The organism is Stenotrophomonas sp. 86428_Sma, assembly GCF_056481585.1.
The window spans coordinates 3,583,328-3,608,782 of sequence record NZ_CM151156.1 but is presented as its reverse complement, the minus strand read 5'-3'; the positions used below and the strand labels follow the sequence as shown (position 1 = coordinate 3,608,782).

Sequence of the window (25,455 nt, the reverse complement as noted above, 5' to 3'; positions counted from 1 at the left end):
TTCAACCGCCGCGCAGGTTGCCCAGGCGCGGGGTGCTGCGGCCCAGCGGCATCTTCAGCTTGCCGATCGACAGGATGCGGCTTTCGGCGATGCGGTCGGCGGCACGCTGCGGCGCGATGTTCTCGCGCTGCGACAGTTCGAAGATGCGGGTGAGGTTGTGGTAGATGCTGCGGATCAGGCGCATTGCGCGTTCGCGGTTGTAACCGTCGATCTCCAGCGACACGTTCATCACGCCACCGGCGTTGACTGCATAGTCCGGCGCATACAGGATGCCGCGCGCATGCAGCTCGTCGCCGATTTCCAGGCTCGACAGCTGGTTGTTGGCGGTGCCGCAGATGATCTTCGCCTTGATCCGCGGCAGCGTGTCGGCGTTGATCGCACCTTCCAGCGCGCACGGTGCGAACACGTCGGCGTTCACCTCGTGGATCTCATCCGGCTTGACTGCTTCGGCGCCGAAATCGCTGACCGCGCGATCAACCAGCGCGCTGTCCAGGTCGGTGACGTACAGCTTGGCACCGCGGTCGCGCAGCAGTTTCACCAGTTCCATGCCGATGTGGCCCAGGCCCTGCACGGCGATGCTGGTCTTGCCCACTTCCTCATGGCCGAACTTGAAGCGCATCGACGCCATCAGTGCCTGCAGCGCACCGTAGGCGGTGAACGGGGCGGGATCGCCGGAGCCACCATGGACCTGGTGCACGCCGGTCACGAACTGGCTTTCCAGGTAGATGTTCTCCATGTCGTTGACGTCGGTTCCGACGTCCTCGGCGGTGATGTAGCGCCCGCCCAGCGAATCGACATAGCGGCCGAAGGCACGGAACAGCACCTCGGTCTTGTCCACTTTGGGGTCGCCGATGATCACCGCCTTGCCGCCACCCACGTTGAGGCCGGCCAGTGCATTCTTGTAGGTCATCGTCCGGCTCAGCCGCAGCGCATCGGCCAGCGCCTCGTCGGTGCTGGCGTAGGGGCGCATGCGCACGCCGCCCAGGGCCGGGCCGAGGGTGGTGTTGTGGATGGCGATGATCGCCTTCAGGCCGGCGTCGTGGTTGTGGCAGAACACCACCTGTTCGTGGCCGGTGGTGGCGAGGGTTTCGAATAGCATGGCGTCTCCGATGGCGCGATCAGCGGCGAACTGCAGCGAACGGCCAGTGAACGGTAGGGTCCCAAAACAAAAAAAGCGACGTCGTCGGTGCAGGGGGACGGGTCGCGCGGCGCCATTCTAGTCCATTCCCCCGGCCGGTGCCGTCGACATCGGTGGCCTTCCGGTTAAAGAAGATGAAAGTTCGGCCGATGCTGCGACGACGGCGGGTGGCCGGATTCGCGTGAAGAGGCAGGGCGGTCAGTGACGGCAAGGGCACCACAACGACAGGGCGGGCGGCGATGACGCCGGCCTGGTGGCGATCACTGCGTGGCTGGCTGGCGCGCTCGACCGGGACGGCACCGTCCCGGTTGGCGGCGGCGTCGCGGCAGGCGGTGGCGGCGGCTGCGGCCAGCCTGCAGGGCGAGGCTCTGCCCTCGGCCGAGATCGCTGCACATCTGCAGCGTGGCCTGCATGCACTGGCCCTGTACCCGCGCCTGGCCGGTGAATCCACGGCGGTGCAGGCCGCGGGGTTGGGCGAGGCGGTGGCGCGCGCGCTGCAGGACCGGGACTGGGCGGCCCGTCAGCTGCCGCGCCGCCCGCAACTGCTGCCGCAGCTGATCCAGACGGTCAACGACGATGCTGCGTCGGCGCGGGTGATGGCGGCGATCATCGGCCAGGACCCGGTGCTGACCGGCAACCTGCTGCGCATCGCCAACAGCCCGGCCTACAAGGTGCACGAGCGCCCGGTGGAAAGCCTGCAGCGGGCGGTGACGCTGGTCGGTACCGAAGGCGTGCGACAGATCATCAGCGCAGTTCTGGTGCAGCCGGTGATGCAGGTGCAGTGCGAGGTGTTTCCGCAGTTCAGCACGATCATCTGGGAGCACGCACTGCTGGCCTCGCGCGCAGCCGCTGACCACGCGCGCACGGTCACTTTCGGCGATGCCTTCGCCGCCCAGTGGCTGGGCCTGGTACAGGGGCTGGGGGCCGCGCTGGTGATGCGCCAGCTGCTGCAGGAAGCGCAGGCACGAGATGAAACGGTGGAGCCGGCGCTGGCGCTGCAGCTGCTCCAGCAGTGGTCACTGCCGTTGGCGCAACGCGTGGCCGCGGCCTGGGAGCTGCCCGAGCCGGTGCACCAGGCGCTGGCGCCCGAGGCGGATGGCCCGCTGGCCGACAGCCTGCGCCTGGCCAGCGCGGCCGCAGCGGCCAGCCTGCTGTGCCGGCACGGACATGCCAGCCAGAGTCGCATGCTGGCCCTGCTTGAACAGTTGCCTTCGGCGCCGCCGCATGCGCTGCGCTGGATCTGGCGGCGCCTGCATGGGCGCAGCGTGGAAACACGGGATGACGCCGGACAGGAAGAGGCGGGTCCTGCGCCCTGAGCGCTACAGCTGCGATTCCACCGGCAGCCAGCTGATCACCCGCGCGGTCCAGCGCTTGCCCAGGCTGGCCCCGGGTTCGGCCTCCACCCAGTGCGGCGGTGGCTGCCGCTCCAGCCAGCGCAGGTCATCATCGCGCCCCAGCGCCAGCCACCAGCTGTGCTCCGGGCCGGCCAGGCGCAGGTACTCGTCGCGCAGCTGTGCACCGAGCACCGGGTCATCGAACAGCACGCCCATTTCGGTATTGAGGTAGGCCGAACGCGGGTCGAGGTTGAACGAACCGACGAAACCGCGGCGGTCATCGACCACGAATGCCTTGGTGTGCAGGCTGGCGCCGCTGCTGCCGAACAGGCTGGCATCCAGCTGGCCGTGTGCCTTCAGTTCGTACAGCTGCACGCCGGCCCTCAGCAGCGGCACCCGGTAGCCCATGTAGCCGCCGTGTACCGCTGCCACATCGTTGGCGGCCAGTGAGTTGGTCACCACCCCCACCTGCGCGCCGCGTGCGGCCAGCGCCGACAGCGCCTCGACCCCATCGTTGCCGGGCACGAAGTAGGGCGAGATCAACAGCGCACTGCGCCGCGTGCTGCGCAACTCGTCGCTGAGACGGCTGACCAGCCAGCCGCGGCGATCGTCATCGCGGTGCTTCATCGGCGGATCGGAAGCGATGTGCACGTTCGCGCTCCAGTGCAGCGGTTCCGGGCTGGGCCGCTGCAGCGCGCGCGACTCGGCCACGCGTTGCAGGTAGGGCTGTGCCTTGGCATGCATGGCATCCAGGTCCGACTGCCGTACCAGCTGCTGCAACTGTGCATCGGTATACGAGGCCAGCGCGGAAATCGGGATCGCCGTGCTGCTGTTCCAGTAGTCGTCGAAGATCTGGTTGGCCTGCTGCACGGCGGGGCCGGCCACCACCAGATCCAGGTCCTGGAAGTTCACATCGTCGCGCGCGCTGAAGTATTCCTCGCCGATGTTGCGGCCACCGACGATCGCGATGCGGCCGTCGGCGATCCAGCTCTTGTTGTGCATGCGGTGGTTGACGCTGAAAGCGCGTTGCACCAGTTCCAGCGTGCGCGCGATGCCGCTGCGGTTGCGGAACGGGTTGTACAGGCAGATCTCGATGTTCGGATGCGCATCGAGTGCCATCATCAACGCGTCCTTGTCCTTGGCGTTCATGTCGTCAAGCAGGATGCGCACGCGCACGCCGCGCTCGGCGGCGTCGTACAGCGCCTTGGCCATCAGATGGCCGATCAGGTCGTCGTGCCAGATGTAGTACTGCAGGTCCAGGCTGCGGCCTGCATGAGCGGTGATCATCGCGCGTGCGGCGAAGGCATCCATGCCATCACTGAGGAACGCCACGCCGGACTGCCCGGGGCGTGCGTCCTGCAGCGGCACGATCTGCTGGTCGATGCGGGTCTGCGCCGGCTGCAGTGGCAGCACATGCGAGGGTGCGCCCTGTGCCCGCGGGGTGAGGTGGTCGGCCAGCAGCAGCCCGGACAGGACCAGCAGCAACAGCGCGGCGAGGATGATCGCAGCGACGCGCAGCAGACGTCGCCACAAAGGCTTGGGCAGGCTCATGCCCCGATGGTAGAGCCACGCCGTGCGTGGATGAAAGCCAACAGACCTATCGCCGTAGATCCACGCCATGCGTGGATGGCAGGGACTTCGCGGTCAGAAGCGCTCGTCGCTGCCCAGGTAACGCCACTGCCCCGCAGGCAGCGGTCCCAGTGCCACGCGGCCAATCCGCAGCCGACGCACGGCCGCGACCTGCAGGCCGGCAGCGGTGACCGCCACGCGCAGGCCCTTGGCCGTCAGGCCCTTGCCGGCGAAGCGCAGGCGCTGCTCGCTCTGCCAGCTGACCTTGGCGCCGCCCGATTCCTGCTGCAGCCGCGCCATCAGCCACGGGCCGCGCTCGGGACCGCCTTCGGCCACTTCGATCAGGTATTCCTGTTCGGTGCGGCCCAGATTGCGCTGCAGATGGGCCAGCGTGGCCGGGTCCTGGCTGACCACCACCAGGCCGCTGTCGCTGGCCGGAAGCGAGGCGGCCAGCTGCAGGCCGTGGAAGTGACGCTGAAGCGGACGGATGTCGCTGGCATCAAGTTCGCTGCGGCTGTCACTGCTGACCAGCGCACACAGGGTTTCAGCGGCAACGCCTGCCGGCTTGTGCAGCAGCATGCTGACCCGCTCGGCCTTTTCATCGCTGGCCTGCTCGGCCACGACGATCACCGCGCTGTCATCGACCGGGCGCTGCGGCTGCTCGACCACCTCGCCATTGACGCTGACCCAGCCGCCTTCGATGTAGCGCCGCGCTTCACCGCGCGGGATGCCGAGCAGGGCGGACAGGCGTTTGTCGAGACGGATCGGTTCCATGGCGGAAAGGTCAGGCAGGGGGCGCGCAGTGTAGCCGCTGCGGCCGGTCAGCGCTGGCCGCGGTTGGCCAGCTCGGTCAGGTACAGGCGGGTATCGAACTCCAGCTGCAGGTACTCCGGCTCCATGTGCTGGCACAGCTGGTAGAAGGCCTTGTTGTGATCGGCTTCCTTCAGGTGGGCCAGTTCATGCACCACGATCATGCGCAGGAACGCCGCTGGTGCCTGGCGGAACACGGTGGCGATGCGGATCTCGCGGCTGGCCTTGAGGCGACCGCCATGCACGCGGGAGATGGCGGTATGGGTGCCCAGCGCATGCTTGATCACTTCCAGCGTGTTGTCGTAGCAGACCTTGTTGAGCGGCACCGACTTGCGCAGGTAGCGGTCCTTCAGCTCCTGCGTGTAGTCGTACAGCTGGCGGTCGCTGCGCACCTCGTGCGGATCGGGATAGCGCTGCTGCAGCCAGGGGCCGAGCTTGCCCTGCGCCAGTAGTTCACTGACCTGGGCGACCAGGGGTTCGGGATAGCCGGTGAGGTACTTCAGGACTGCCATGCAGGGGCGGCGGGGCGTCGGTAGAATGGGGCATCCAAGATTACACGCGGTACGCATCGACCATGGCAAAGCCCAACGCGCTGCAGGAACAATTGCTCAAGGCCGGCCTGGCCAAGAAGTCGCAGGCCAGCGCTGCCGCGAGCGCGCAGGCCAAGGCCCGGCAGGGCAAGGCCGAATCGACCTCGGCCGATGTCCAGCGCGAGGCTGAACGGGCCCGCGCCGAGAAGGTCGAGCGCGACCGCGCACTGGCCGCCGAGCGCAATGCCCAGGCCAGGCAGGCTGAACAGAAGGCCCAGGGCCGGCAGATCATCACGGCCCATGCCGTGCCTCACAAGGGCGACGACGAGTACCGCTTCAGCGATGGCGCGGCGATCCGCACCCTGCTGATCGACCCCAAGCTGCGCAAGGCGCTGTCGGTGGGCGTGCTGGTCATCGTTGCCCACGGCGAGGGCTACGCCCTGCTGCCGCGCGCCGCTGCCGAAAAAGTGCGTGAACGCGCCCCGGAGGCGATCATCGTCGACCACTGCCAGCCGGGCTCGACCGCCGAGATCTCCACCGGCAATGCCGAGGACGACGCCTACTACGCGCAGTTCCAGGTGCCGGACGACCTGGTCTGGTAAGCCAAAAAGGGGACGGAGGGGATTAAGCCGCAAATGGCCTGCTCCGGCCCGTCTGCCTTCTGCTCAGCTTGCTGAAGGCCTGCCGGTCATGGCTCGGCGCTACCGTTTACTGCGCGGTGTATCGTCCCCATATCAGGCGACACACCTGCGGAGGATGGCCATGGCCACCGGTTGGGCGGGAGACGGCGCGGTCCAGGACCAGATCGACGCCACCGTCGACGATGCGATCGCCCGCGCGCGGCGCCAGCTGCGCGAGGGGCCTGGTCTGGAACATTGTGAGGAATGCGACGCGCCGATCCCGTTGGCGCGGCGCCAGGCCGTGCCCGGGGTACGGCTGTGCGTGGCGTGCCAGCAGGCGCATGACGACGAAGCGCAGGCGCATGCCGGCTACAACCGGCGTGGCAGCAAGGACAGCCAGTTGAGGTAAAGGTTGTTCGGCAGGGCTTGCAGCCCTGCACCTGCCGAAGCCTTCAAGCCAAGGCAACTTCAACGTCAAAAGCGGGCATTCCGCAGGTAGGCGGGACGGTGTGGGTAGGCAGGACACGCCGTAAACCCCCCTCCGGGGCCCGGCACAGCCGCCAGCGGCTGGGCCGGGCCCCGGAGGGGGACTTGCAGCGTCCCCCTCAACCGGATCCACACCGCCAACCCACGAAATGCCGGCTGTTGCTGGTGCTGTTGCTCCCGCTCGTAGCAGGTGCAGGGCGCAGCCCTGCCGAAAACCACCCTCAACCGTCGCCCTGGATGCCGCCGGGGGCCTGCGCCGGGTCGCGCCAGCGGCGCACCGTGCGCTGGAAGAACAGGTTGTTCGGCAGCTGCAGCACCGTGCCCTCGTGGCCGTCGCCGGTTTCCTGCAGCGTGGTGTAGATCAGGTTCACGTCGATCACCCGGCCCTTCAGGCCCGGCTTCTCGCCGTTTTCCAGCACCTCGATGTAGTCGTGCAGGCGGAACGGGCGGGTGGTGAAGATCAGCAGCGTGCAGAAGATGTTGGACAGCACGCTCCACGCCGCGAAGAAGGCCACCGCGCCCACGGCTGCAAAGCCGGTGAACGCGGTCCACAGCACCGACGGCTTCGCGCCGAGCAGGCTGAGGATGTACAGCAGGGCACTGAAATAGACCACGAAACTGGTGATCCGGCGCGCACCCATCACCATCTCTGGCGGCAGCGTGTAGTGCTCGGCGAAGCGGCGGATCAGGCGACGGGCGAGCACGCGCAGGAGCCATGCGACCAGCAGCACCAGTACGATCTGCAGGGCGACGCCGGCGTAGTTCAACCACGGGTGGGTCCAGGCGGGCAGGTGATCCTTCAACGACAACATCATGGGGCGAAAACAGGCGGCGGGAACGGCCCCTGATGTTACCCGGCGCGTGCGGGGGATTCGACCGCCGGGTTCCAGGCCACGCACACCAGTTCCTGGCGGTTCTGCTGCAGGCAGGCGCGGCCATTGTCGGGACGCAGCTGCAGTGACAGGCCCAGCGCCTGCAGCAGGACACAGGCGGTGATCACCAGCAGGGCGGCGCAGGATGGGCTGGACATGGCAGGACTCCTGGACGGCAATTTCGCGAAGGACCTTTCATGGATGCAGCAGCCACCCAAAAGGTTGCATGCCATCGATCATCGATCGGCTCTAAACCTTTTCCCGGGTCGCCGCATCCAAGCGATATGCTCGACACCACCATGCCCGCGCCGCCTGCCGCCAACGACGCCGTCGATGAACCCGCCCTGGTGCGGGCGGCGGCCGCCGGTGATACCGCTGCCTATGAACTGCTGTACCGGCGCCACGCGCCCCGTGTATTCGCTGTGCTGTGGCGGCTGTGTGGCGGCCAGCAGGCACGCGCCGAGGACGCGCTGCAGGAAGCGTTCCTGCAGGCGTGGAAGGCGCTGCCGGGCTTCCGTTTCGAGAGCAGCCTGTCGACCTGGCTGCACCGGCTGGGCGTCAACGCGGCACTGATGGAGCTGCGCGGACGTGCGGGCGGGCAGGATCACGACAGCCTCGACGAAGTGGACGGAGGGTTGCAGGAGCTGGCAGTGCACGATCGTTGCGCCGGCACCGAACGCGACCTCGAACGGGCACTGTCGACACTGCCGCCACGGGCACGTGCGGTACTGGTACTGCACGACATCGAAGGCTGGAAACACCAGGAAATCGCCGAACAGCTGCAGATGGCCGTCGGCAGTTCCAAGGCACAGTTGCATCGTGCGCGCGGCCTGTTGCGCGCACGGCTGGGAGACATGACATGAGTACACACGACCACGATTCCGACCACGATCTGCTGGCCCGGCTGCGCGCGCTGCCGACCGAACGCGGCGTACCCACCGATGGCTGGGTACGACTGTCGGCGCAGCTGCCGCCGCGTGAACCGCAGGCGGCACCTGCGCCGGGCGACAACGTGGTGGCCCTGCCAGCGCGCTCGCGGCGTCGCTGGTGGCTGCCGGTCGGTGCGGCATTGGCGGCCAGCCTGGTGCTCTACGCGGTGGCGCCGTGGCGCCATGCGCAGCCGGACGCGCCGGTGCCGTCTACCCTGCAGCTGCAGGCGGCGGTGATGACCGAGCAGTACCAGCAGGCCGTCGCTTCGCTGCCCGATGGGCGGGCGCCGGAATGGCAGCCGGCGCTGCACGAACTGGATGAAAGCGCAGCGCAGATCCGTGCCGCCTTGGCGCAGGACCCGCGTGCGCCGCACCTGCTTGGCCAGCTCAAGCGCACCTACGCGCTGCGGCTGGAATTGACCCGGCAGGCGGCCTATGCCGCCGAGTCCGGCTTGACGACCTGAGGAGACCCCCATGACCCGAACCCTGATTTCCTGCTGTGTCGCGCTGCTGCTGGCCCCTGCCGTGGCGCTGGCCGACACCCGCATCGACGAGCGCCACACCCTGGCCGCGGGCGGTCGCATCGAGCTGAGCAATGTGGCCGGCAAGGTGACCGTGCGTGGCTGGGACCGCAATGACGTGCAGCTCACCGGCACGCTCAGCGACGGCCTGCAGCTGCGTCAGGAGAAAAGTGCCAACCGTGTGCGCTGGGAGATCGAATACCCGCGCCGCAGCAGCAATGGTGGCGCGACGCTGGTACTGAACGTGCCGCGCTCGGTGGAGCTGCTGCTGAGCACGGTCAGCGCCAGCCAGGACATCAGTGGCATCGATGTGCGACGGCTGCAGGCCGACACGGTCAGCGGCAGCCTGAGCGCGGCTGGCCGCAGTGGCGACAGCAAGCTCAACACGGTCAGTGGCAGCGTCAGCGCACGCCTGCAGACGCCGAAGCTGGACGTGAACACGGTCAGTGGCCGGATCGAGGCCGGCGGCGGCGTGTCCGGTGATATCGGTGCGCAGACGGTGTCCGGCCGGGTCGAGGTGGACGCCGGGCGCGTGCAGCGGCTGGCGGTGGAGACCGTCTCGGGCAGCATCGATCTGGCAGCGGCCGGGTTGGCTCCCGGCGGCCGCATCAACGTCGAATCGGTCAGTGCCTCGGTTACGCTGAGCCTGCCGCGCACGGTGTCGGCACAGCTGTCGGTGAACAGCTTCAGTGGTTCGATCAACAGTGACGCCGGGCAGGTGGAGCGGCCGCGCTATGGGCCGGGCAGCCACCTCGATACGCGTCTGGGCGGCGGTGATGGTGACATCCGCATCCAGTCGCATTCGGGCAGTGTGCGGGTACGCCTGGACCGCTGAACGCGATCCGGCAGGCCGCGGCGGCAGCGCCGCCGCGGTCGATACTGGGTCAGCTGGCTTTCTTCAGTGCCCAGGTGGTGCCGAGGACTTCGATCTTGCCACCGGCCTTGCGGAACGCTGCCAGGTCCGAAGCGATCGAATCGCTGCTGACCACTGTGCTGGCGGCCGCGCCCTTGCGTTCGCTGCGGATGCTGTTGCTGGCCTTCGCGGGGGTCTTTGCCTTGCGGGGCATGGTTGCTCCTGTCAGGTGGAAGGGGAGGAAAGCGCCCAGGCATCGGCCTGGCGCAGGTAGTCCTGCCGCTCGCGGCGGCAGTCATCGCCGCCCATCGAAAACTGGCGGCAGATCGCCGGGCGCTGCGAATAGATCGTGCAGCGCAGGTGATAGGGATCGATCGCTGCGCACCAGCCTTCCTCGTTGCGCGCCATCACGGCACGGCCGTGGGTGTCGCGTGACAGGAACTGGCCGGGCACGTGGTCGCCGGGCTGCAGCAGCACGGGCAGCCGGCAACAGACCGCGTCACAACGGCGGCAGTCGATGGGTGCAGGTGCTGCGTCAGGTTGTAAGGCCACAGGGGCCTGGCGGGTGCCCAAAGCGGGTCTCGATGGCGGCTCAGGTGCTGCGCGGACCATGAACGAGCCAGGAAGGCATGGCCGCTAGGCCCGCGGGGCGGGCCAGGCTGCACTGTGGACACACACCGGCGTGGCCGGCGGAAGGTGCAGCGTGGTTCTAGCCGACCAAGAGTAACTTAGACCGCGTAACGTTTTGTTAATCCTGGCTGGCTGCCGCCAGCGCAAGGCCCTGGACCACGCCCAGCGAGGGCTCGCCGTGGACCATGCGGGCCTCCGGGAAGGCCTCGGCCACGGCCTGGCGCAGGTAGCCGGCACGGGACATGCCGCCGGTCAGGAACACCGCATCCGGGTCGCCGCCGATGTCGCTGCGGACCTGGGCCAGCAGCTCGCGGATCTGCTCCAGGTAGCCATGGGCGGCGGCGGCCAGGCCGTCGGCGCTGCTGTCGGCATGCAGGTCGCGGGCGATGTAGTCCAGCGTGCTGCGGTGTTCGCTGGCGGCGCTGAGGGCAATCTTGGCGCGTTCGACATCGCGGTACAGGCGGGCGGTGTTGCCGGTGTCCTGCAGGGCCTGCAGGCGCGCGCCCCACGGTTCGTCGACATGGTCGTATTTGTGCTGGCGGAAGTCGCGCTGGCGGGTCATGTCCTGCACGGTGGCCGCTTCCACGTAGTGGTGGGCGGGCACGCGGGTGATGCCGCGGCCGAACAGCGGCATGTAGCTGGACAGGCTCAGCGCCAGGTCGATATCGGTACCGCCGCGGGCGATACCCCAGGCGCGGTGGATGCGCGGGGCGTCGTCGCCGCCGACTTCGGCATGCGCGATGTCGGTGGTACCGCCGCCGATGTCAACGATCACCGCCTGGTGCCGCTCGCGGCTTTCGGCGTGGTAATGCATGGCCGCCGCGGCCGGTTCCTCGAGGAAATCGATCTGGTCGAAACCGGCCTGGGTGGCGGCTTCGCGCAGGATGTCCAGTGCCTGATCGTTGCCGGCCGCGCCGATCGAGCTGCGGAACTGCACCGGGCGGCCGAGCAGGGCGGCACGCAGCGGCTGGCCAAGCTGGGCGCTGGCGGTCAGGCGGATGTGCTCGAGGATGTGCGCGGCGATGCCGGTGATGGTCTGCTTCGCGCGCGGGTGCAGGTTGTAGCCCAGCATCGACTTCGGGCTCTGCACCAGGTTGCCTTCGTGTTCCTCGAAATAGGCTTCCAGCGCGTCGTCGCCGTAGACCGCGTTCTGCAGCAGGTCGCTGGCGCTGCGCTCCTTGCCGGCGCGGGCTTCCATCCATTCCCGGCGCAGTGCGCGCAGGGCTTCGCGGCGCAGCGCCTGCGGCGTGCGTTCCTGGCCGGCGGCGCGGGCCGCGCGCGCGGCGCTGTCGATCATCTGCTGCAGCTCGTGTTCCTGGCCGGCGTCGAGCTGGAAGTCATCCGGGTCGGGCACCACGCCGGGGAAGTACACGCTGGTACGGAACTGCTCGGCGTCGCCGAAGCGGATCGGCAGCAGTTTCCCCTCATGCACGATGGCGGCGGCGGAGTTGCTGGTACCGAAGTCGATGCCGAGGCGCATGGGGAGTTCCGGGGGCGATCAGGGGCCGCGCACTCTGCTGCAGTTCGTCGCCGACTGCAAGTTCCTGCGGCCTTCTGTTCTGGATGGGGGTTCCGGATCGGGTCATGCGAGCCGCCGGGCGCTGGCCGGAAAAGGGCAGCGAGCCAGGCGGTTACAATGGCGGCTGTTGATTCACTTTGAGGTACTTGCTGATGTCTTCTGCCCCCGCCTGCCCGCAGTGCACCCTGGAAAACACCTACGCCGATGGTGCGCTGTGGATCTGCGCCGACTGCGGTTTCGAATGGACCGCCGAGGAAAGCGCCGGTTCCACCCTGGTCGTGCGTGACAGCAACGGCAACACCCTGCAGGCCGGCGACACCGTCACCGTGATCAAGGACCTGAAGGTCAAGGGCTCCTCGATCCCGCTCAAGCAGGGCACCGTGATCCGCAACATCCGCCTGGTCGAGGATGACGCCGAGCACATCGAAGGCAACTCGGACAAGATCAAGGGCCTGGTCCTGAAGACCTGCTTCCTCAAGAAGGCCTGATCACCTTCAGCGCTTGGCCTGCTGCTGCGCGCGCCAGCGGGCCAGGCTGTCCAGCTTGGCCTGGTAGCGCGCCTGCTCCGGCGCGCCCCCCAGTTCCTGTGCACGCAGCAGTTCGCGATCGGCGCGCTTGAGCTGGCCAGCCAGGAAATAGACGCGTGCCAGCCCGAAGTGGAACTGATGCGCGGTGTCATACAGGCGAACGGCCTGCCGGTAATAGCGGATCGCCTGGTCCAGCTGGCCGGCACGTTCGGCCTTGGCGCCGAACATGTACTGCGCGAACGGGTCTTCGCGCTGCACCGACTTCAACCGGTGCTCAAGTGACTGCGCCTGCGCGGTCAAGCCCAGGCTGCGGAACAGCGCGGAGGCATTGGTCAGTGCGGCATCCTGGCGGCCTTCCAGCTGCAGCGATCGGTCCAGCGCCTGCCGCGCCGCCTCGTTGTTGCCTTCGCGGTGGTCGAGCACGCCGAGGTTGTTCCACACCGGAGCGAACCCGCTGTCCTGAGCCAGGGACGCGTCGAAGAATGCACGCGCGCCGACGAAATCACCGTCGGCGAGGCGCTCCGCACCCCGGTTGTTGTAGAAGTGCGCCAACGCCCGCGCACGGCTGACGGGAACCGGGCCGCGGCGGTCATAGAGCACATTGCGATCCAGATCGACGGTACCGAAACGCCCACCGACGTCGACACCGGCGTTGACGTGGCCGACGCTGTAGACCACGCCCGCGTCCTGGTCCTGGTACCAGGACACCACCTGCCCGACTTCCTGCACGCGGGCCTGGATGCCAGCCTCCCGCGCAAGCGTCACGAACAGCAGGGTGAAGGCCAGGCAGTTGGCGCGGCGGTGCTGCCAGATATCGCTGACGGTGTAGGTCGCATTGGCGTCGTACTGCAGGTCCAGCCCGTGCTGGTCGAAGATCATCTCCACGAGCGCCTGCAGCCGCTGGTCGCGGGAGTAGCTGCGCTGGATCACCTGCTTCTGGAGCATCGCGCGCAGGTCCGCGGGAATGGCGAACACTTCTTCCGGGGTCGGCACACGTGCGGCCGACACGGTGATGGTCGGGGTCGTCACCACATCGGCGGGCGGTGCCTGGCCTGCGCCGAAGGCAGGAGCACAGAAGGCCAGCAGCGAAAGAGTGAGGCAATGGGCGGCAGAACGGTACATGACGGTTCCCGGCAGCGGCGGGCGCTCCCGCCTGTGGCGAGTGTATGCCCATGGATGTCCGGCTGCAGCGACCGTTGGTCGGCGCCGCGTTCATCCACAACCGGTGTGGACCAGCGCTCGACAAAGCTGTGGACAACTGGCTCCGGGCCCCGCCCGGCAAGCGTTGTGAGTGCGTGGTGAAAAAACCGCCAGCTTGCCCGGCGCCGGCGCAGGCGGGATGATCCGGTCATGGACTTCTCACCGCTGACGCTTGCCCCGGCGCAGTGGCAGGCGCTGCAGGACAGCTATGCAACGCCGCCACGGGCCTACCACCACTTCGGCCATGTGCGCGCGGTGCTGCAGCACTGCCAGGAGGTCGCCGACGGCCCCGGCTGGAAGCAGCCGGCCGAGATCTATCTGGCCGTGCTCTATCACGATGCGATCTACCAGGCGGGGCGCAAGGACAACGAGGCGCGTTCGGCGCAGCTGGCTTTGCAGGCGATCACACAGGCGCCAGAGCTTGCCACTGTCGACGCCGCTCGCGTGCAGCAATTGATCCTGCTGACCGCCCGCCACGGCGCGCTTGGTCCGGAGGATGTGGATGCCGAGGCGGCGCTGTTCCTGGACTGCGACATGGCGATCCTGGCCGCGCCGGAACCGGTGTTCGCTGCCTATGACCGTGGCGTGGCCGAAGAATACAAAGGGGTGGTGCCGGGCTTCCTGTACCGTGCCGGCCGTCGCCGCTTCCTGCAGGGCCTGCTGCGCGCTCCGCGGATCTTCCTCAGCGGGTTCTTCCACCAGCGCCTGGACGCGGCCGCCCGTGACAACCTGCGACGTCAGCTGGGCGTTTGAGCCGGCCCGGTACACTGGTGACCTGTTTCCAATGATTGCCGTTTCCGACCGTGTCCGTCCCTGATCCCGATCCCCGCCCGCTGCCACCGGAAGAACCCGGCCCCAACGAATGCTGCGGCAGTGGTTGCCCGCTGTGTGTGCTGGACCTGTATTCCGATGAGCTGCAGCGCTACCGCAAGGCGCTGGCCGAGTGGAAGACGCGGCATCCAGAGGCCGCACCATGAGCCGTGCACGCCCGGCGGCGGTGCTGGCGCTGGTGGCACTGGTGCTGTTCGTGGCCACCGCGCTGTGGACCCAGGTTGCGCGCAGTGATCTGGACTGGGTGCGGGCGACCTTGAGCCTGTACCTGCACGGGCCGTGGGGGCTGGCATTGCGCGCTGCCTACTGCCTGCTGGCGCTGGCCATTGCGGCGCTTGGCATTGCGCTGTATCGCGGCAGCATCGGCCCGCGGCGCAGTGCGGCCGCACCATTGCTGTTCACGGTTTCCGCGCTGGGCCTGGCGACGGTCGCCATCGGCGACAGCTGGCTGCCTGAAGCAACACCGCTGCTGGCACGGTTCATCCATGGGCTGGCAGCCAACACGGCGTTCCTGTGTGCCAGCGTCGGCATGCTGCTGCAGGCCTGGTATCTGCGCCGCGAACCGGGTTGGCAGTCCGCTGCGGGCCTGCTCTGGGGCTGGGCATGGCTGGCCTTTGTGCTGCTGTGGCTGCATGTGCTGTGGCGTGGTGGTCCACCGCGTGGGCTGGGACAGAAAGTGGTGATCGCGGTGATCGTTGGCTGGCTGCTGTATCTGGCGATGGCCCTGTACCGTCGCAGCCGTCGGGCCGCAGCCCACTGAATCCCCAACGGCCTGCGCCGGTACGTGCCGTGCACGCGGCGGCGGCGTATCGTGTGCGCATTCCATCGGGGATGCGATATGAAGCGTGCAGGGCTGGGCAGGGCAATGGGTGTGGTACTGGCGCTGGCCGCGCTGCCGGCAACGGCGGCCGTGACCCCGCAGCAGTTCAGCCATGGGCGGTTCGAGCAGATTCCGGTGCACATGCCATCCGGCACGCCGCAACGGGTGGTGATCTGGTTCCACGAACCCACGGCCGGTGGTGACACCAGCCGCCTGCCGATCGAGGCCCTGCGTGCCGATGGCGCGCTGGTCGCGGCAGTGGACATTGCGCACCTGCGCGGTGTGCTCAAGCGCGAGGGGGACCTGACCTGTTCGTTCGGTTCCGGTGACGTCGAGAATTTCTCACGTTGGCTGCAGGCCTCGCTGCATCTGCCCGGCTACCACCTGCCGCTGGTCGGCGGTGATGGCGAAGGTGCCGAGATGGCCTATTCGCTGGCAGCGCAGGCCGATACCCAGGTGTTTGCCGGTGTACTGACCACCGGCTTCTGCCCGGACCACAACCACCAGCGCATGGTCTGCGGCGATGGTGTGAAGCACGACAGGCTGCAGCCGGCCGAACTGAATTTTCCGTGGTTGAGCGCGGCCGGTGACCGCGGCTGCAAGGTCGGCCAGGCCAGCGCGTTCGTGCAGCAGGTCGCGATGGCACGCGAGTTCAAGCGCACCGCGCGCGGTGATGCGTCACCGGGCCTGGTGGCTGCGGCACGGGTGATCGGCGCGCAGGCCGGCGTCAGCCTGGCACCGCCGCCTGCTGCACTGAAGGGCCTGCCCGTGGTGGAAATGCCGGCGACCGGCAGCGGCGATACGCTGGCGGTGTTCGTCTCCGGTGACGGTGGCTGGGCTGGCCTGGACAAGAACGTGGCGTCGTCACTCAACGAGCATGGCGTGGCGGTCGTCGGCATCGATTCGCTGCGCTACTTCTGGAGCAAGCGCACACCGAAGGGCTTTGCGGGCGACCTGCAGAAGATCATCGACCACTACCGCCAGCAATGGCACCGCGACAAGGTGATGTTGATCGGTTTCTCGCAGGGCGCCGACGTGCTGCCGGCCACCATCAACCAGCTCGACGTCGGCACCCGTGAGGCGCTGGAGCGCATCGTGCTGCTGTCGGTGGGCAGGAAGGCCGACTTCGAATTCCATGTCAGCAACTGGCTGGGCGGTGGCGGTGACGGCCTGCCGATTGCACCGGAAGTGGCCAGGCTGCCGGCGGAAAAAACGCTGTGCGTGTACGGCGACAAGGATGAGGACGCGCTGTGCCCGGATCTGCCGGCCAATGACGGCGTGAGGAAGGTGAAGCTGCCGGGCGATCACCATTTCGGTGGCGATTACGACCGCCTCGCCGAAGTGATCCTGAAGGGCGGGGTGTAGCGTTTGGTAGACGCCGATCTTGGTCGGCGCTGGGGCTGAAGGTGCCGTGGAATGAGCGTGTCGACCAAGGTCGACACCTACCAGGCGCATGTAGCGTCGAGCCACGCTCGACGGCTGTTGGTAGACGCCGACCTTGGTCGGCGCCGGGGCTGAAGGTGCCGTGGAATGAGCGTGTCCACCAAGGTCGACACCTGCCGGGTGGCAGGTAGCGCCGGGTCATGCCTGGCGGATCGCGGCTTCAATTCCGCCGCGGATCCAGCGAGATCAGGCGCGTGGCATCCAGCAGCGCGGCCGGCAGATGCATGCCGCCGGGCGCGGCGAGATAGCGCGGCCGCCACTGCGGATCGAACTTCGATTTGAAGCGGCGCAGGCCACTGAACCCGTAGAAGCGTTCGCCGTGCCGCGCCAGCAGACCGGCCAGTCGGTTCCAGCGACCGGCCAGCCGATGCTGTGCCAGCCCGGACAACGGTGCCATGCCCAGCGAGAAACGCGCATAGCCCTGCGCGCGGCCCCACAGGAACAGTTCGATGAAGAGGAAGTCCATCGTGCCCTTCGGTGCTTCGTTGACGTGGCGCATCAGGTCGACCGACAGCTCGGCGCCAGCCGGTGCCTGCCACAGGTTGGCGAACGCCACGATCTGGCCCTCGGCTTCGACCAGCGCCACCGGGAAGCGCACCAGGTAGTCCGGGTCGTAGCTGCCCAGCGAGAAGCCCTTCTCATCGCCGGCCTTGTCTTCCAGCCACGCGTTGGAAATTGCGTGCAGGCGCGGCAGCAGGCTGGGAATTTCCTCCACCGGTGCCACGCGGAAGGACAGGCCACCGCGCTTGCCCCGGTTCCAGGCTTGGCGCAGATCGGCGCGTTCGCGGCCTTCCAGGCCGAAGTCGTGCAGCGGCACCATCGCTTCCTCGCCCAGCTTGACCAGGCCCAGGCCCAGGTCGAGGTAGGTCTGCCAGTAGGTCTCGCCCACCTGGTAGAACACCGGGCGCAGGCCCAGCCGGTCGGCTTCCTCGCGGAAGCGCCAGATCAACGCGCGCGCCACGTCAGGCGGGCCGACCGGATCGCCCATCGCGATCAGCGAACCGCCGTAGCGTTGCATCATCACGAAGCCCTGTTTCGCGTCATCGCGCAGCACCGCCTTGTCGGCGGTCAGTACCAGGCAGGCCTGGGTATCGGTGGCACCGGCCAGTACCGGCGCCAGGGACTGCAGCGTGGCCTCGTCGGCGGCTGGCAGCGGGCTGCGCGTGCTGTGCAGCAGCCGCGCCAGGCCGAACATCACCAGCGCGATGGCGACCACCAGCAACGCACGCAGTGCGCGCGGTGCATTGCCCGACACCGCGAACTGCCACCACAGCTCGTTCTGGTATTCGACATGACTGTAGGTGAAGAACAGCAGCCAGGTGACCGCAACCAGCACCAGGCCGAGATTGCGCAGCCACGGCCACGACCAGGCTTCGTCCAGCAGGGCACCCTGGCGGTAGAACTCGCGGCGTGCGGCCCACAGTGCCATCGCCACCAGCACTGCCGAGACCGCGATCAACAGCTGGCCACCACGCAGCCACAGCGGCAGCGGGGTGATCACGCACACTGCCATCGCCAGCACCCACGCCGCATGGCTGCGCCGGGCCAGGCCCTGGCCGATCAGCAGCAGTGCAACGCCGCTGAGGCTGCCAATCAGATGGGATGTCTCCAGGATCGGCAGCGAGGCATTGACCAGGTGACGGCGAGGCGTCGGCAGCGTGCCGTCGATGACCAGCGCGGCGCCGATGCTGAACACCGCCAGCGCGATGATCTGCGGAAGCCACGGGCGCAGCGCGTTCCAGCCGGCACGCGTTGCTCCGGCGCTGGCCTGCAGCGGCTGCCGCAGGGCAGGCGCAAGGGCGAGCAGGGTGGCCAGCACCAGCGGCAGCACGTAGTAGGTGACGCGATAGATCAGCGCCGCCGCCAGCACCGCAGCCGGTGCCACCTGTGGCAACAGCTTCAACAGGCTCCATTCGAATACGCCCAGGCCCGCGGGAACCGTCGAGACCAAGCCGGCCAGCACTGCCACCAGGTACAGGCCGACGAAGCCCGGCAGGCCGGTCGGCGTGGAGTCCGGCAGCAGCACGTAGAACGCGGCACTGGCCAGCACCAGTTCGATCACGCTGAGTACGGTGACACCCAGCATGGTGCGGCGGTCGGGCAACCAGAGTGCATGGCCGAACACGCTGAACTGCCGTCCCTCGCGGCCGACCAGCAACACGGTGCCCACAAATGCGAGCAGGGCGGCCACGCCGACCACGCGCACCGCGTCTGGATTCAACGGCAACGCCAATGCCGCCGCTGCCGGTTCCATGCACAGCGCCACACTGATCAGCAGCCATGCACCGAACACGAAACCGAGCGTGCTCATCAGCACCACCTGCCCGATCTGCGCCAGGTCCAGGCCGGCGCTGCGGTAGCCACGCAGGCGCACCGCGCCGCCGGTCAACGCGGCAAAACCCACGGTCTGGCCCAGCGTGTGCGCAAGGAAGGCGGTGATGCCGACGCGCGCGGGGTGCACGCGGATGCCGCTGCGACGCAGGCCGATGGCATCGAAACCGATCAGGCAGGCGTAACTGGCCAGGCCGAGTACCACGGTGAGCGCGATCTGCGTGCCGCTGAGCTGCCGGAACGCCTGGCGGATGGCGCGATAGCCGTGCTCGTCGAACTCGTTGGCCAGGCCGTGCAGGGCCAGGGCGAGGATCAGCAGGGGGATGACGATGGTGGCAACCCGCTTCCAGGTTGGCGTGGAAGAGGCAGTGGTGGAATCGACGGGGGCGGTCATCGGCGCAAGGGTGCGGCAGGAGGGGCGAGGGCGGTGTCAACGCGGGCGTGGCGCATCGTGCGCCTGTCATCGTCATTTGACCAGTGGGACCGTCGGAGCCCGGTAGTGACGTGTCGCGGAGGATGCCCGTGCACCCACCGTCGACCGGTTTGGAGGACAATGCAGGCCTGATCAACCGCAGGAGCCACGCCCATGATGGAGCGTTACGACGTCGGACCGCGCATGTCCGAAATGACCGTATACAACAAGGTCGCCTATCTCTCCGGCCAGATTCCGGAAGACACCAGCCAGGACATCACCGGCCAGACCCGGCAGGTGCTGGCAGAAATCGACAAGCTGCTGGCGTTGGTCGCCAGTGACCGCCAGCACGTGCTGCGCGCCGAGGTGTTCCTGGCCGACATGGTTGACTTCGACGGCATGAACAAGGCGTGGGATGAGTGGGTGGTCGAGGGTGCGACCCCGGCGCGTGCCACGGTCGAGGCCAAGCTGGCCCACGCTGACTGGAAGGTCGAGATCGTAGTGACGGCGGCGGTACCGTAACGGCAGGCAAGGTCAGGTCCCACCAGCGGAGGGTAGAGTCGACGGTTAGTCGACTATCGCGCGCAGCGCGGGGTTTTGCGCCGCCGGAACGAAGAGCAGTCGACAAACAGTCGACTCTACCCCGCCGCTCCACTGCCGGTTGGTCTGATGGCTACGTTGGCACCAGCTCGATGCAGTCCACCGGGCACGGTGGAATGCACAGCTCGCAACCGGTGCACAGATCGGCAATGACCGTGTGCATGTACTTGGCGCCACCGACGATGGCATCCACCGGGCAGGCCTGGATGCACTTGGTGCAGCCGATGCAGTCGGCTTCCACGATCAATGCCACCTGCGGCGCCTTGTGCTCGCCGCGCGAACGATCAAACGGAATGGCGGGTACGTCCAGTACCTGCGCCAGTGCGCGCGCGCCAGCGTCGCCGCCCGGCGGGCAGCGGTCCACGCCTGCCTCGCCGCGCGCCATGGCCTGCGCATACGGGCGGCAGCCGTCGTAGCCGCATTGCCCGCATTGGGTCTGCGGCAGCAGGCGGTCGAGGCGTTCGGTCAGGGGAGGAATCAGGCTCATGCGTGGCGAAGGCTGCGCGTTGGGGTTACTTCAAGGGTTTGCCACGGAACCAGCGCTCGTGGGCCAGCGCCAGCATCGGCTTGTCCTCGGAACTGTCACCGTAGGCATGGATGCGCACGTAACGCGACAGATCGAACTGGCGGCGGATGTGCTCGACCTTGCGCGGGCCACAGTCGCCACCGGCGTAACGGCCGGTCAGGCGTCCGTCCTGGCTCTCCAGCCGGTTGCAGATCAACTGCAGGCCCAGCTGCTCGCACCACGGCCGCAGGTACAGGTCCAGCGAGCCGGACACGATCACCACGGTGTGCTGCTGTTCCTTGTGCCAGCGGATCTGCTCCAGCATTTCCGGGCGCACCACGTCGGGCAGGAACTCACGCGAGAAGCCGGCGGCCAGCGTGGCGATGTCATCGCTGTGGCGGTCGCTGAAGGTCAAACGGGTGACGCGCGCGCGGATGCGCTCGGCCGAGATCAGTTTCAGCTTGTATGCGGCCAGCCACGGGCCGACCTTCCACCACGCCTGTGCCAGCTGTTCGGCCGTGGCCACGCGGCGCAGGAAACGGCCATAGGTATCGCAGGTGGTCACGGTGTGGTCGAAGTCGAACAGCGCCAGTTCCATTCCGTTGCCTCCCATCGCGTTGCCCCGAGGCCGGTGCTGCCGGCGGGCGTGGCCGCAACCACGCCCGCTGCGGGCATCAGCGGACCGGCATGCCCGGCTGCGCGCCGCTGTCGGCGTCCAGCAGCGCCAGCGCGCCGCCGTCGAAACCGGCCGACAGGATCATGCCTTCGCTCAGGCCGAAGCGCATCTTGCGCGGGGCCAGGTTGGCGATGAACACCACACTGCGGCCGACCAGCTTCTCCGGCTCGCCGTAGCTGGCGCGGATGCCGGAGAAGATCTGGCGCTTGCCCAGCTCGCCGGCGTCCAGTTCGAAGCGCAGCAGCTTGTCAGAACCTTCCACGAACTCGCAGACCAGCACCTTGCCGATGCGCAGGTCGAGCTTGGCGAAATCGTCGATGCCGATGTAGGCCGGAGCATCGGCACCCTTGGCTTCGTCCTTGGCCGGTGCCGGTGCGGCCGGCTTGGCGGCGTCGGTCTTGGCGGCGGGGGCGGCAGCGGCGGCCGGCTGCAGGGTGTCCTTGGAGGCGTCGATCATGGTGTCAATCTTCTTCGGGTCGATACGGGTGAACAGCGGGGTGTACTCGGTGATGCGATGGCCCAGCAGCGGCTGCGCCAGTTCGGTCCAGTCGGTCACCGGCGCGGCCAGGAAGGCCTCGGCCTGCGCAGCGGTGGCCGGCAGCACCGGCTTCAGGGCGGTGACCAGCACGCGGAACAGGTTCAGGCCCTGGCTGCACACGGCCTGCAGCTGCGCGTCGGCGCCATCCTGCTTGGCGATCACCCACGGCTTGACGTCGTCGATGTAGCGGTTGGCTTCGTCGGCCAGGGTCATGGTCAGGCGGATCGCCGCGGCCGGATCGTTGCGCTCGTAGGCTTCACGGATCGGCGCCAGGCCGTCGACGAAGCGCTGGTACTGCGCCGCATCGGGCAGCTGTGCGGCCAGCTGGCCGTCGAAACGCTTGCTGATGAAGCCGGCGCAGCGGCTGGCCAGGTTGACGAACTTGCCGACCAGGTCGGCGTTGACGCGGGCGATGAAGTCACCCAGGTTCAGGTCGAGATCGTCGACGCCACCGCCGGACTTGGCGGCGTAGTAGTAGCGCAGCGCTTCCGGCTCCAGGCCGGCGTCGAGGAAGGTACGCGCCATCACGAAGGTGCCGCGCGATTTGCTCATCTTGGCGCCGTCTACGGTCAGGTAGCCGTTGACGTGCAGGCGGGTTGGCGCGCGGTGGCCGGTGCCATGCAGCACCGCCGGCCAGAACAGGCCGTGGAAGTTGACGATGTCCTTGCCGATGAAGTGGTGCAGCTCGGTGGCGGTGCCGGCGCGCAGATGCGCTTCGAAGTCTTCGCCGAGCTTGCCGCACAGGGTCTGGAAGCTGGACAGGTAGCCGATCGGCGCATCCAGCCAGACGTAGAAGTACTTGCCCGGCTGGCCCGGAATCTGGAAACCGAAGTACGGTGCGTCGCGCGAGATGTCCCACGCGCGCAGGCCACCTTCGGCATTGAGCCACTCACCCAGCTTGGCCTTCACGCCCGGCAGGGCGACATCGCCGGCCAGCCATTCGCGCAGGAATGCATCGAAGTGGCCCACCTCGAAGAAGAAGTGCTCCGAATCGCGCATTTCCGGCGTGGCACCGGAGATGACCGAACGCGGCTCCTTCAGGTCGGTCGGCGCATAGGTGGCGCCGCAGACTTCGCAGTTGTCGCCGTACTGGTCGGGGCTGCCGCAGTTCGGGCAGATGCCCTTGACGTAGCGGTCGGGCAGGAACATGCCCTTGGCCGGGTCGTAGAACTGCGCCACCGAGCGGCGGCTGATGTGGCCGGCCGCTTCCAGCTTCAGGTAGAACTGCTCGGTCAGCGCCTTGTTGGCCGCCGAATTGGTCGAGTCGTAGTGATCGAAGGCCACGCCGAAGGCGGCGAAGTCACGTTCGTGACTGGCCTGGATGTTGGCGATGAAGGTTTCCGGGGTGACCCCGGCCTTTTCCGCGGCCAGCATGATCGGCGTGCCGTGGGTGTCGTCGGCGCAGACGAACCAGGCCTTGCCGCCACTCATTCGCCGCGCACGCACCCAGATGTCGGCCTGGATGTAGCCGACCAGGTGGCCCAGATGCAGCGGGCCGTTGGCGTAGGGCAGGGCGGTGGTGACGAGCGCGGTACGGGTCATGGTCGCGGGGTGAAGCCGAGGGGAACCGCAGAGTATCGCATGCCCGCAACGACGTGACCCGGCCGAAGCCGGGTCACGGGGATGAAGCGGGGCCTGGGGGCTTATTCGCGCTGCCAGGTCTGCGCGCGGCAGATGAAGGCAATGCAGCCGGACACGTCCAGCTTGGTGCCGCCGGGCTGCAGTTCCATCTTCGACTTGTAGGTCTTGCCGTTGGCCGGGTCGAGGATGGTGCCGCCGGACCACTTGTTGGCGCCGTCGGCCTTCAGGTTCCAGAGAATGGTCATGCCCTTCACCGGCTTGTTCTTGTTGGCGCCTTCACAGCCGTCGCAGACCGGGTTCGGGCCCTTGTCCGAGTGCAGGATGTCGACCACCTTGCCGGTCAGCGTGCCGTTGGCGGCCTGGCTGATCTCGACGATCGACTTCACCTTGCCGGTTTTGTCGTCGATGGTCTTCCAGCGGCCGGCGGCGCCGTCGGCGGCCTGTGCCGACAGGGCGGCCAGGCACAGCGGCAGTGCCAGCAGCAGGGTCTTGAAGGTGTTGCGCATGGTCCCCTCCCAGGGTTCATTCCGGCACGGTGCCGGTATGGTTCGACTGTATACCCATTCGGCGGGGTATGGGGAAGGGGGCTTTGCAGGGCTGCGCCCCGCCTCTGACAGATTTCTGCGGCTGTTGGTAGGTGTCGACCTTGGTCGACACGGTAGATCAACGCCATGCGTGGATGAATCTCGATTGAAGAACGCTCAACCGACTTCGTACAGCTCCAGCGGCAGGTCGTCGGGGTCGGCGAAGAAGGTGAAGCGGCGGCCGGTGTATTCGTCCACGCGGATCGGTTCGCACACCACGCCATGCGCGGCCAGACGCTGGATGAAGGGTTCCAGCCGGGCGACGCGGAACGCGAGGTGGCGCAGGCCCTGGGCTTCCGGGCGGCTGGGACGGGGCGGCGGCGAGGGGAAGGAGAACAGTTCCAGCTGGCCACCGTCGGGCAGGGCCAGGTCCAGCTTCCAGGAATCGCGCGCGGCACGGTGGTTCTCGGCCAGCACGCGCAGGCCGAGGATGCGCACGTAGAAGTCCTTTGAGCGTGCGTAGTCGCTGCAGATCAGTGCGGCGTGGTGGATGCCCAGCAGGGCGTCGGCATCGCGGGTCATTGCAGGGTGTCCAGCCAGCGCTGGGCGATCTTCAGCGCCAGCGGATAGGGTTCGGGGTCGTTGCGGTTGGTCAGCACGATCACGGTCAGGTGCTTGTCCGCATGGCGCACGATCACGTTGCGGAAGCCGATGCTTTCGCCACTGTGCCATTGCACCGGCCCGTTCAGGCGCCAGCCGAAGCCGTAGTGCGGCACGTCGGCTTCAGGCGTCGACGTGGCCGGGCTGAACATCGCGCGGCGCGAGGCTTTCGACAGCAGGCGGTCGTCATACAGCGCCGCATCCCAGCGGGCCAGGTCGTCCAGCGAGGAATAGATGCCGCCATCGCCGAGCACGGCGCTGGTGGTGCTCTGGTCGGTGCGTTGCCAACGGCCATCGATCCAGCTGTAGCCATAGGCGCGTGCAGCGACCGTGTCCTCGCCGTCCTGGTGGGCCACGGTATGCGCCATCCCCAGCGGGCGGAAGATGCGCTGCTGCAGGAAAGTGGCGAAATCCTGTCCGGAGGCGCGGCCGACGATCATTGCCAGCAGTGCATAGCCGCTGTTGCTGTAGCGATACTGCGTGCCGGGTGCGAAATTCAGCCGGTCCTGGCGCGACAGCAGGGTCAGCACGTCGGCATCATGCACCTGCCGAGGGTCAGCCGGGTCCATCAGGTCTTCGTAGTCGAGCAGGCCACCGGTGTGCGAGAGCAGTTGGCGGATCGTGATGGCCGCTGCAGCCGGCGGCAACTCGGGCAGCCACTGCCGGGCCGGCTGGTCGAGCCCAAGCCGGCCATCCTCCACCAGCAGCAGTACCGCCGCAGCGGTGAACTGCTTGCTGACCGAGGCCAGCCGGAAGTTGCTGGCTGCGGTGATCGTGGTGCCGTCCTCCAGCACCGCCAGGCCGTAGCCGCGGCGGAATACCGGTTGCCCGTCGTGCAGTACCAGCACGGCGGCGCCGGGTACCTGGCCATCGTAGGCCTGCATCAGGCCGTCGATGCCCGCATCCGGTGGGGTCAGCACCGGTGCGGCGGAGGTGGCCAGCGGCAGCAGGCCCAGTACGACGGCGAACAGGGCGACGGCAGGGCGCATGGCGGCT

At 67.8% G+C, this 25,455-nt stretch carries 29 protein-coding genes; 12 read left to right on the top strand and 17 right to left on the bottom strand.

Going from position 1 to position 25,455, the window contains the following annotated elements; translation table 11 throughout:
• Position 1: 1 nt before the first annotated feature.
• Positions 2–1,099, bottom strand: a complete 1,098-nt coding sequence (locus tag ACZK3J_RS16675) for a Glu/Leu/Phe/Val dehydrogenase dimerization domain-containing protein (RefSeq protein ID WP_010482852.1) — start codon at positions 1,097–1,099, stop codon at positions 2–4.
• A 278-nt stretch (positions 1,100–1,377) separates the two neighbouring features.
• Between ACZK3J_RS16675 and ACZK3J_RS16670 the strand changes: the two genes are divergently transcribed.
• Positions 1,378–2,454: an HDOD domain-containing protein gene (locus ACZK3J_RS16670; protein WP_032129353.1), complete on the top strand. Its 1,077-nt coding sequence runs from the start codon at positions 1,378–1,380 to the stop codon at positions 2,452–2,454.
• A 3-nt stretch (positions 2,455–2,457) separates the two neighbouring features.
• Here the strand turns inward: ACZK3J_RS16670 and ACZK3J_RS16665 are convergent, their stop codons facing one another.
• The 3 genes from ACZK3J_RS16665 to ACZK3J_RS16655 all read right to left on the bottom strand — a co-directional run bounded on the left by ACZK3J_RS16665 (position 2,458) and on the right by ACZK3J_RS16655 (position 5,363).
• Positions 2,458–4,023 (bottom strand): phospholipase D family protein, encoded by a 1,566-nt coding sequence (locus tag ACZK3J_RS16665; RefSeq protein WP_049461637.1) that lies wholly within the window; start codon positions 4,021–4,023, stop codon positions 2,458–2,460.
• 93 nt (positions 4,024–4,116) lie between these two features.
• The gene (locus tag ACZK3J_RS16660) at positions 4,117–4,815 is read right to left on the bottom strand and encodes an RNA pseudouridine synthase (RefSeq protein WP_032129355.1); all 699 of its coding nucleotides are present in this window, start codon (positions 4,813–4,815) and stop codon (positions 4,117–4,119) included.
• Between the two features lie 47 nt (positions 4,816–4,862).
• Positions 4,863–5,363, bottom strand: a complete 501-nt coding sequence (locus ACZK3J_RS16655) for a M48 metallopeptidase family protein (RefSeq protein ID WP_005414217.1) — start codon at positions 5,361–5,363, stop codon at positions 4,863–4,865.
• Between the two features lie 62 nt (positions 5,364–5,425).
• Here ACZK3J_RS16655 and ACZK3J_RS16650 point away from each other — a divergent pair, with 62 nt between their 5' ends.
• Both ACZK3J_RS16650 and ACZK3J_RS16645 read left to right on the top strand, forming a co-directional pair.
• Positions 5,426–5,983 (top strand): DUF2058 domain-containing protein, encoded by a 558-nt coding sequence (locus ACZK3J_RS16650; RefSeq protein ID WP_478476080.1) that lies wholly within the window; start codon positions 5,426–5,428, stop codon positions 5,981–5,983.
• A gap of 160 nt (positions 5,984–6,143) precedes the next feature.
• A complete protein-coding gene (locus tag ACZK3J_RS16645) occupies positions 6,144–6,410 on the top strand; it encodes a DksA/TraR family C4-type zinc finger protein (RefSeq protein ID WP_032129365.1) in 267 nt (88 codons plus the stop codon).
• Between the two features lie 298 nt (positions 6,411–6,708).
• Here the strand turns inward: ACZK3J_RS16645 and ACZK3J_RS16640 are convergent, their stop codons facing one another.
• Entirely contained in the window at positions 6,709–7,302 is a 594-nt protein-coding gene (locus ACZK3J_RS16640; RefSeq protein ID WP_080291803.1) for a mechanosensitive ion channel family protein, read from the bottom strand.
• A 35-nt stretch (positions 7,303–7,337) separates the two neighbouring features.
• Complete coding sequence (locus tag ACZK3J_RS16635; protein ID WP_049463330.1) at positions 7,338–7,517, bottom strand: hypothetical protein; 180 nt, start codon at positions 7,515–7,517, stop codon at positions 7,338–7,340.
• Between the two features lie 126 nt (positions 7,518–7,643).
• Between ACZK3J_RS16635 and ACZK3J_RS16630 the strand changes: the two genes are divergently transcribed.
• The 3 genes from ACZK3J_RS16630 to ACZK3J_RS16620 are packed head-to-tail and all read left to right on the top strand — an operon-like array spanning position 7,644 to position 9,644.
• Complete coding sequence (locus tag ACZK3J_RS16630) at positions 7,644–8,222, top strand: RNA polymerase sigma factor (protein WP_032129359.1); 579 nt, start codon at positions 7,644–7,646, stop codon at positions 8,220–8,222.
• A complete protein-coding gene (locus ACZK3J_RS16625) occupies positions 8,219–8,752 on the top strand; it encodes a hypothetical protein (protein ID WP_277779257.1) in 534 nt (177 codons plus the stop codon). Before ACZK3J_RS16630 ends, ACZK3J_RS16625 begins: the two co-directional genes overlap by 4 nt.
• Positions 8,753–8,762: 10 nt before the next feature.
• The gene (locus ACZK3J_RS16620) at positions 8,763–9,644 is read left to right on the top strand and encodes a DUF4097 family beta strand repeat-containing protein (protein ID WP_032129361.1); all 882 of its coding nucleotides are present in this window, start codon (positions 8,763–8,765) and stop codon (positions 9,642–9,644) included.
• 49 nt (positions 9,645–9,693) lie between these two features.
• Here ACZK3J_RS16620 and ACZK3J_RS16615 read toward each other — a convergent pair whose 3' ends face one another.
• From ACZK3J_RS16615 to ACZK3J_RS16605, 3 genes are all read right to left on the bottom strand, one after another.
• Positions 9,694–9,876: a hypothetical protein gene (locus tag ACZK3J_RS16615; RefSeq protein WP_005410566.1), complete on the bottom strand. Its 183-nt coding sequence runs from the start codon at positions 9,874–9,876 to the stop codon at positions 9,694–9,696.
• Between the two features lie 11 nt (positions 9,877–9,887).
• Complete coding sequence (locus ACZK3J_RS16610; protein ID WP_005410565.1) at positions 9,888–10,139, bottom strand: YkgJ family cysteine cluster protein; 252 nt, start codon at positions 10,137–10,139, stop codon at positions 9,888–9,890.
• Positions 10,140–10,410: 271 nt separating this feature from the next.
• Positions 10,411–11,772, bottom strand: a complete 1,362-nt coding sequence (locus ACZK3J_RS16605; protein ID WP_478476079.1) for an Hsp70 family protein — start codon at positions 11,770–11,772, stop codon at positions 10,411–10,413.
• Positions 11,773–11,963: 191 nt separating this feature from the next.
• On the opposite strand from ACZK3J_RS16605, the gene ACZK3J_RS16600 reads away from it, so the two are divergent.
• Positions 11,964–12,299 (top strand): zinc ribbon domain-containing protein YjdM, encoded by a 336-nt coding sequence (locus ACZK3J_RS16600; RefSeq protein ID WP_010482882.1) that lies wholly within the window; start codon positions 11,964–11,966, stop codon positions 12,297–12,299.
• Between the two features lie 6 nt (positions 12,300–12,305).
• On the opposite strand, the gene ACZK3J_RS16595 is transcribed toward ACZK3J_RS16600, so the two are convergent.
• Positions 12,306–13,460, bottom strand: coding sequence for a tetratricopeptide repeat protein (locus ACZK3J_RS16595; protein ID WP_478476078.1), 1,155 nt, complete (start codon positions 13,458–13,460; stop codon positions 12,306–12,308).
• Between the two features lie 228 nt (positions 13,461–13,688).
• Here ACZK3J_RS16595 and ACZK3J_RS16590 point away from each other — a divergent pair, with 228 nt between their 5' ends.
• From ACZK3J_RS16590 to ACZK3J_RS16575, 4 genes are all read left to right on the top strand, one after another.
• Positions 13,689–14,291 carry an HD domain-containing protein gene (locus ACZK3J_RS16590; protein WP_277779254.1) on the top strand — a complete coding sequence of 201 codons (603 nt, stop codon included), beginning with the start codon at positions 13,689–13,691 and terminating at the stop codon, positions 14,289–14,291.
• A gap of 50 nt (positions 14,292–14,341) precedes the next feature.
• Positions 14,342–14,515: an oxidoreductase-like domain-containing protein gene (locus ACZK3J_RS16585; RefSeq protein WP_049398321.1), complete on the top strand. Its 174-nt coding sequence runs from the start codon at positions 14,342–14,344 to the stop codon at positions 14,513–14,515.
• The gene (locus ACZK3J_RS16580; protein ID WP_478476077.1) at positions 14,512–15,129 is read left to right on the top strand and encodes a DUF998 domain-containing protein; all 618 of its coding nucleotides are present in this window, start codon (positions 14,512–14,514) and stop codon (positions 15,127–15,129) included. Before ACZK3J_RS16585 ends, ACZK3J_RS16580 begins: the two co-directional genes overlap by 4 nt.
• A 78-nt stretch (positions 15,130–15,207) precedes the next feature.
• Positions 15,208–16,554, top strand: coding sequence for a virulence factor family protein (locus ACZK3J_RS16575; protein ID WP_414578567.1), 1,347 nt, complete (start codon positions 15,208–15,210; stop codon positions 16,552–16,554).
• Between the two features lie 238 nt (positions 16,555–16,792).
• Here the strand turns inward: ACZK3J_RS16575 and mprF are convergent, their stop codons facing one another.
• Complete coding sequence (gene mprF, locus ACZK3J_RS16570; protein WP_478476076.1) at positions 16,793–19,357, bottom strand: bifunctional lysylphosphatidylglycerol flippase/synthetase MprF; 2,565 nt, start codon at positions 19,355–19,357, stop codon at positions 16,793–16,795.
• Positions 19,358–19,549: 192 nt separating this feature from the next.
• On the opposite strand from mprF, the gene ACZK3J_RS16565 reads away from it, so the two are divergent.
• On the top strand, positions 19,550–19,897 hold the full coding sequence (locus tag ACZK3J_RS16565; protein WP_478476075.1) for a RidA family protein: 348 nt from the start codon (positions 19,550–19,552) through the stop codon (positions 19,895–19,897).
• A gap of 151 nt (positions 19,898–20,048) precedes the next feature.
• Here the strand turns inward: ACZK3J_RS16565 and rnfB are convergent, their stop codons facing one another.
• The 6 genes from rnfB to ACZK3J_RS16535 form a co-directional block, all read right to left on the bottom strand.
• Positions 20,049–20,462 (bottom strand): Rnf electron transport complex subunit RnfB, encoded by a 414-nt coding sequence (gene rnfB / locus ACZK3J_RS16560; protein WP_080291848.1) that lies wholly within the window; start codon positions 20,460–20,462, stop codon positions 20,049–20,051.
• 25 nt (positions 20,463–20,487) lie between these two features.
• Positions 20,488–21,078, bottom strand: coding sequence for an HAD family hydrolase (locus ACZK3J_RS16555; RefSeq protein ID WP_049463206.1), 591 nt, complete (start codon positions 21,076–21,078; stop codon positions 20,488–20,490).
• A 76-nt stretch (positions 21,079–21,154) separates the two neighbouring features.
• Positions 21,155–23,236: a methionine--tRNA ligase gene (gene metG, locus ACZK3J_RS16550; protein WP_049463207.1), complete on the bottom strand. Its 2,082-nt coding sequence runs from the start codon at positions 23,234–23,236 to the stop codon at positions 21,155–21,157.
• A 101-nt stretch (positions 23,237–23,337) separates the two neighbouring features.
• Complete coding sequence (locus tag ACZK3J_RS16545; RefSeq protein WP_032130402.1) at positions 23,338–23,781, bottom strand: DUF2147 domain-containing protein; 444 nt, start codon at positions 23,779–23,781, stop codon at positions 23,338–23,340.
• Positions 23,782–23,976: 195 nt separating this feature from the next.
• The gene (gene gloA2, locus ACZK3J_RS16540; RefSeq protein WP_049463208.1) at positions 23,977–24,381 is read right to left on the bottom strand and encodes an SMU1112c/YaeR family gloxylase I-like metalloprotein; all 405 of its coding nucleotides are present in this window, start codon (positions 24,379–24,381) and stop codon (positions 23,977–23,979) included.
• Positions 24,378–25,448 (bottom strand): serine hydrolase domain-containing protein, encoded by a 1,071-nt coding sequence (locus ACZK3J_RS16535; RefSeq protein WP_049463209.1) that lies wholly within the window; start codon positions 25,446–25,448, stop codon positions 24,378–24,380. Before ACZK3J_RS16535 ends, gloA2 begins: the two co-directional genes overlap by 4 nt.
• Positions 25,449–25,455 lie beyond the last annotated feature (7 nt).

Coding starts and splice junctions, on each gene's coding strand:
- ACZK3J_RS16660 (WP_032129355.1), bottom strand. CDS start 4,815: ATGGAACCGATCCGTCTCGACAAACGCCTGTCCGCCCTGCTCGGCATC.
- ACZK3J_RS16625 (WP_277779257.1), top strand. CDS start 8,219: ATGAGTACACACGACCACGATTCCGACCACGATCTGCTGGCCCGGCTG.
- ACZK3J_RS16555 (WP_049463206.1), bottom strand. CDS start 21,078: ATGGAACTGGCGCTGTTCGACTTCGACCACACCGTGACCACCTGCGAT.
- ACZK3J_RS16655 (WP_005414217.1), bottom strand. CDS start 5,363: ATGGCAGTCCTGAAGTACCTCACCGGCTATCCCGAACCCCTGGTCGCC.
- ACZK3J_RS16580 (WP_478476077.1), top strand. CDS start 14,512: ATGAGCCGTGCACGCCCGGCGGCGGTGCTGGCGCTGGTGGCACTGGTG.
- ACZK3J_RS16630 (WP_032129359.1), top strand. CDS start 7,644: ATGCTCGACACCACCATGCCCGCGCCGCCTGCCGCCAACGACGCCGTC.
- ACZK3J_RS16650 (WP_478476080.1), top strand. CDS start 5,426: ATGGCAAAGCCCAACGCGCTGCAGGAACAATTGCTCAAGGCCGGCCTG.
- ACZK3J_RS16615 (WP_005410566.1), bottom strand. CDS start 9,876: ATGCCCCGCAAGGCAAAGACCCCCGCGAAGGCCAGCAACAGCATCCGC.
- ACZK3J_RS16575 (WP_414578567.1), top strand. CDS start 15,208: ATGAAGCGTGCAGGGCTGGGCAGGGCAATGGGTGTGGTACTGGCGCTG.
- ACZK3J_RS16670 (WP_032129353.1), top strand. CDS start 1,378: ATGACGCCGGCCTGGTGGCGATCACTGCGTGGCTGGCTGGCGCGCTCG.
- ACZK3J_RS16535 (WP_049463209.1), bottom strand. CDS start 25,448: ATGCGCCCTGCCGTCGCCCTGTTCGCCGTCGTACTGGGCCTGCTGCCG.
- ACZK3J_RS16590 (WP_277779254.1), top strand. CDS start 13,689: ATGGACTTCTCACCGCTGACGCTTGCCCCGGCGCAGTGGCAGGCGCTG.
- ACZK3J_RS16600 (WP_010482882.1), top strand. CDS start 11,964: ATGTCTTCTGCCCCCGCCTGCCCGCAGTGCACCCTGGAAAACACCTAC.
- gloA2 (WP_049463208.1), bottom strand. CDS start 24,381: ATGACCCGCGATGCCGACGCCCTGCTGGGCATCCACCACGCCGCACTG.
- ACZK3J_RS16620 (WP_032129361.1), top strand. CDS start 8,763: ATGACCCGAACCCTGATTTCCTGCTGTGTCGCGCTGCTGCTGGCCCCT.
- metG (WP_049463207.1), bottom strand. CDS start 23,236: ATGACCCGTACCGCGCTCGTCACCACCGCCCTGCCCTACGCCAACGGC.
- rnfB (WP_080291848.1), bottom strand. CDS start 20,462: ATGAGCCTGATTCCTCCCCTGACCGAACGCCTCGACCGCCTGCTGCCG.
- ACZK3J_RS16640 (WP_080291803.1), bottom strand. CDS start 7,302: ATGATGTTGTCGTTGAAGGATCACCTGCCCGCCTGGACCCACCCGTGG.
- ACZK3J_RS16645 (WP_032129365.1), top strand. CDS start 6,144: ATGGCCACCGGTTGGGCGGGAGACGGCGCGGTCCAGGACCAGATCGAC.
- ACZK3J_RS16605 (WP_478476079.1), bottom strand. CDS start 11,772: ATGCGCCTCGGCATCGACTTCGGTACCAGCAACTCCGCCGCCGCCATC.
- ACZK3J_RS16565 (WP_478476075.1), top strand. CDS start 19,550: ATGATGGAGCGTTACGACGTCGGACCGCGCATGTCCGAAATGACCGTA.
- ACZK3J_RS16545 (WP_032130402.1), bottom strand. CDS start 23,781: ATGCGCAACACCTTCAAGACCCTGCTGCTGGCACTGCCGCTGTGCCTG.
- ACZK3J_RS16635 (WP_049463330.1), bottom strand. CDS start 7,517: ATGTCCAGCCCATCCTGCGCCGCCCTGCTGGTGATCACCGCCTGTGTC.
- ACZK3J_RS16675 (WP_010482852.1), bottom strand. CDS start 1,099: ATGCTATTCGAAACCCTCGCCACCACCGGCCACGAACAGGTGGTGTTC.
- ACZK3J_RS16665 (WP_049461637.1), bottom strand. CDS start 4,023: ATGAGCCTGCCCAAGCCTTTGTGGCGACGTCTGCTGCGCGTCGCTGCG.
- mprF (WP_478476076.1), bottom strand. CDS start 19,357: ATGACCGCCCCCGTCGATTCCACCACTGCCTCTTCCACGCCAACCTGG.
- ACZK3J_RS16595 (WP_478476078.1), bottom strand. CDS start 13,460: ATGTACCGTTCTGCCGCCCATTGCCTCACTCTTTCGCTGCTGGCCTTC.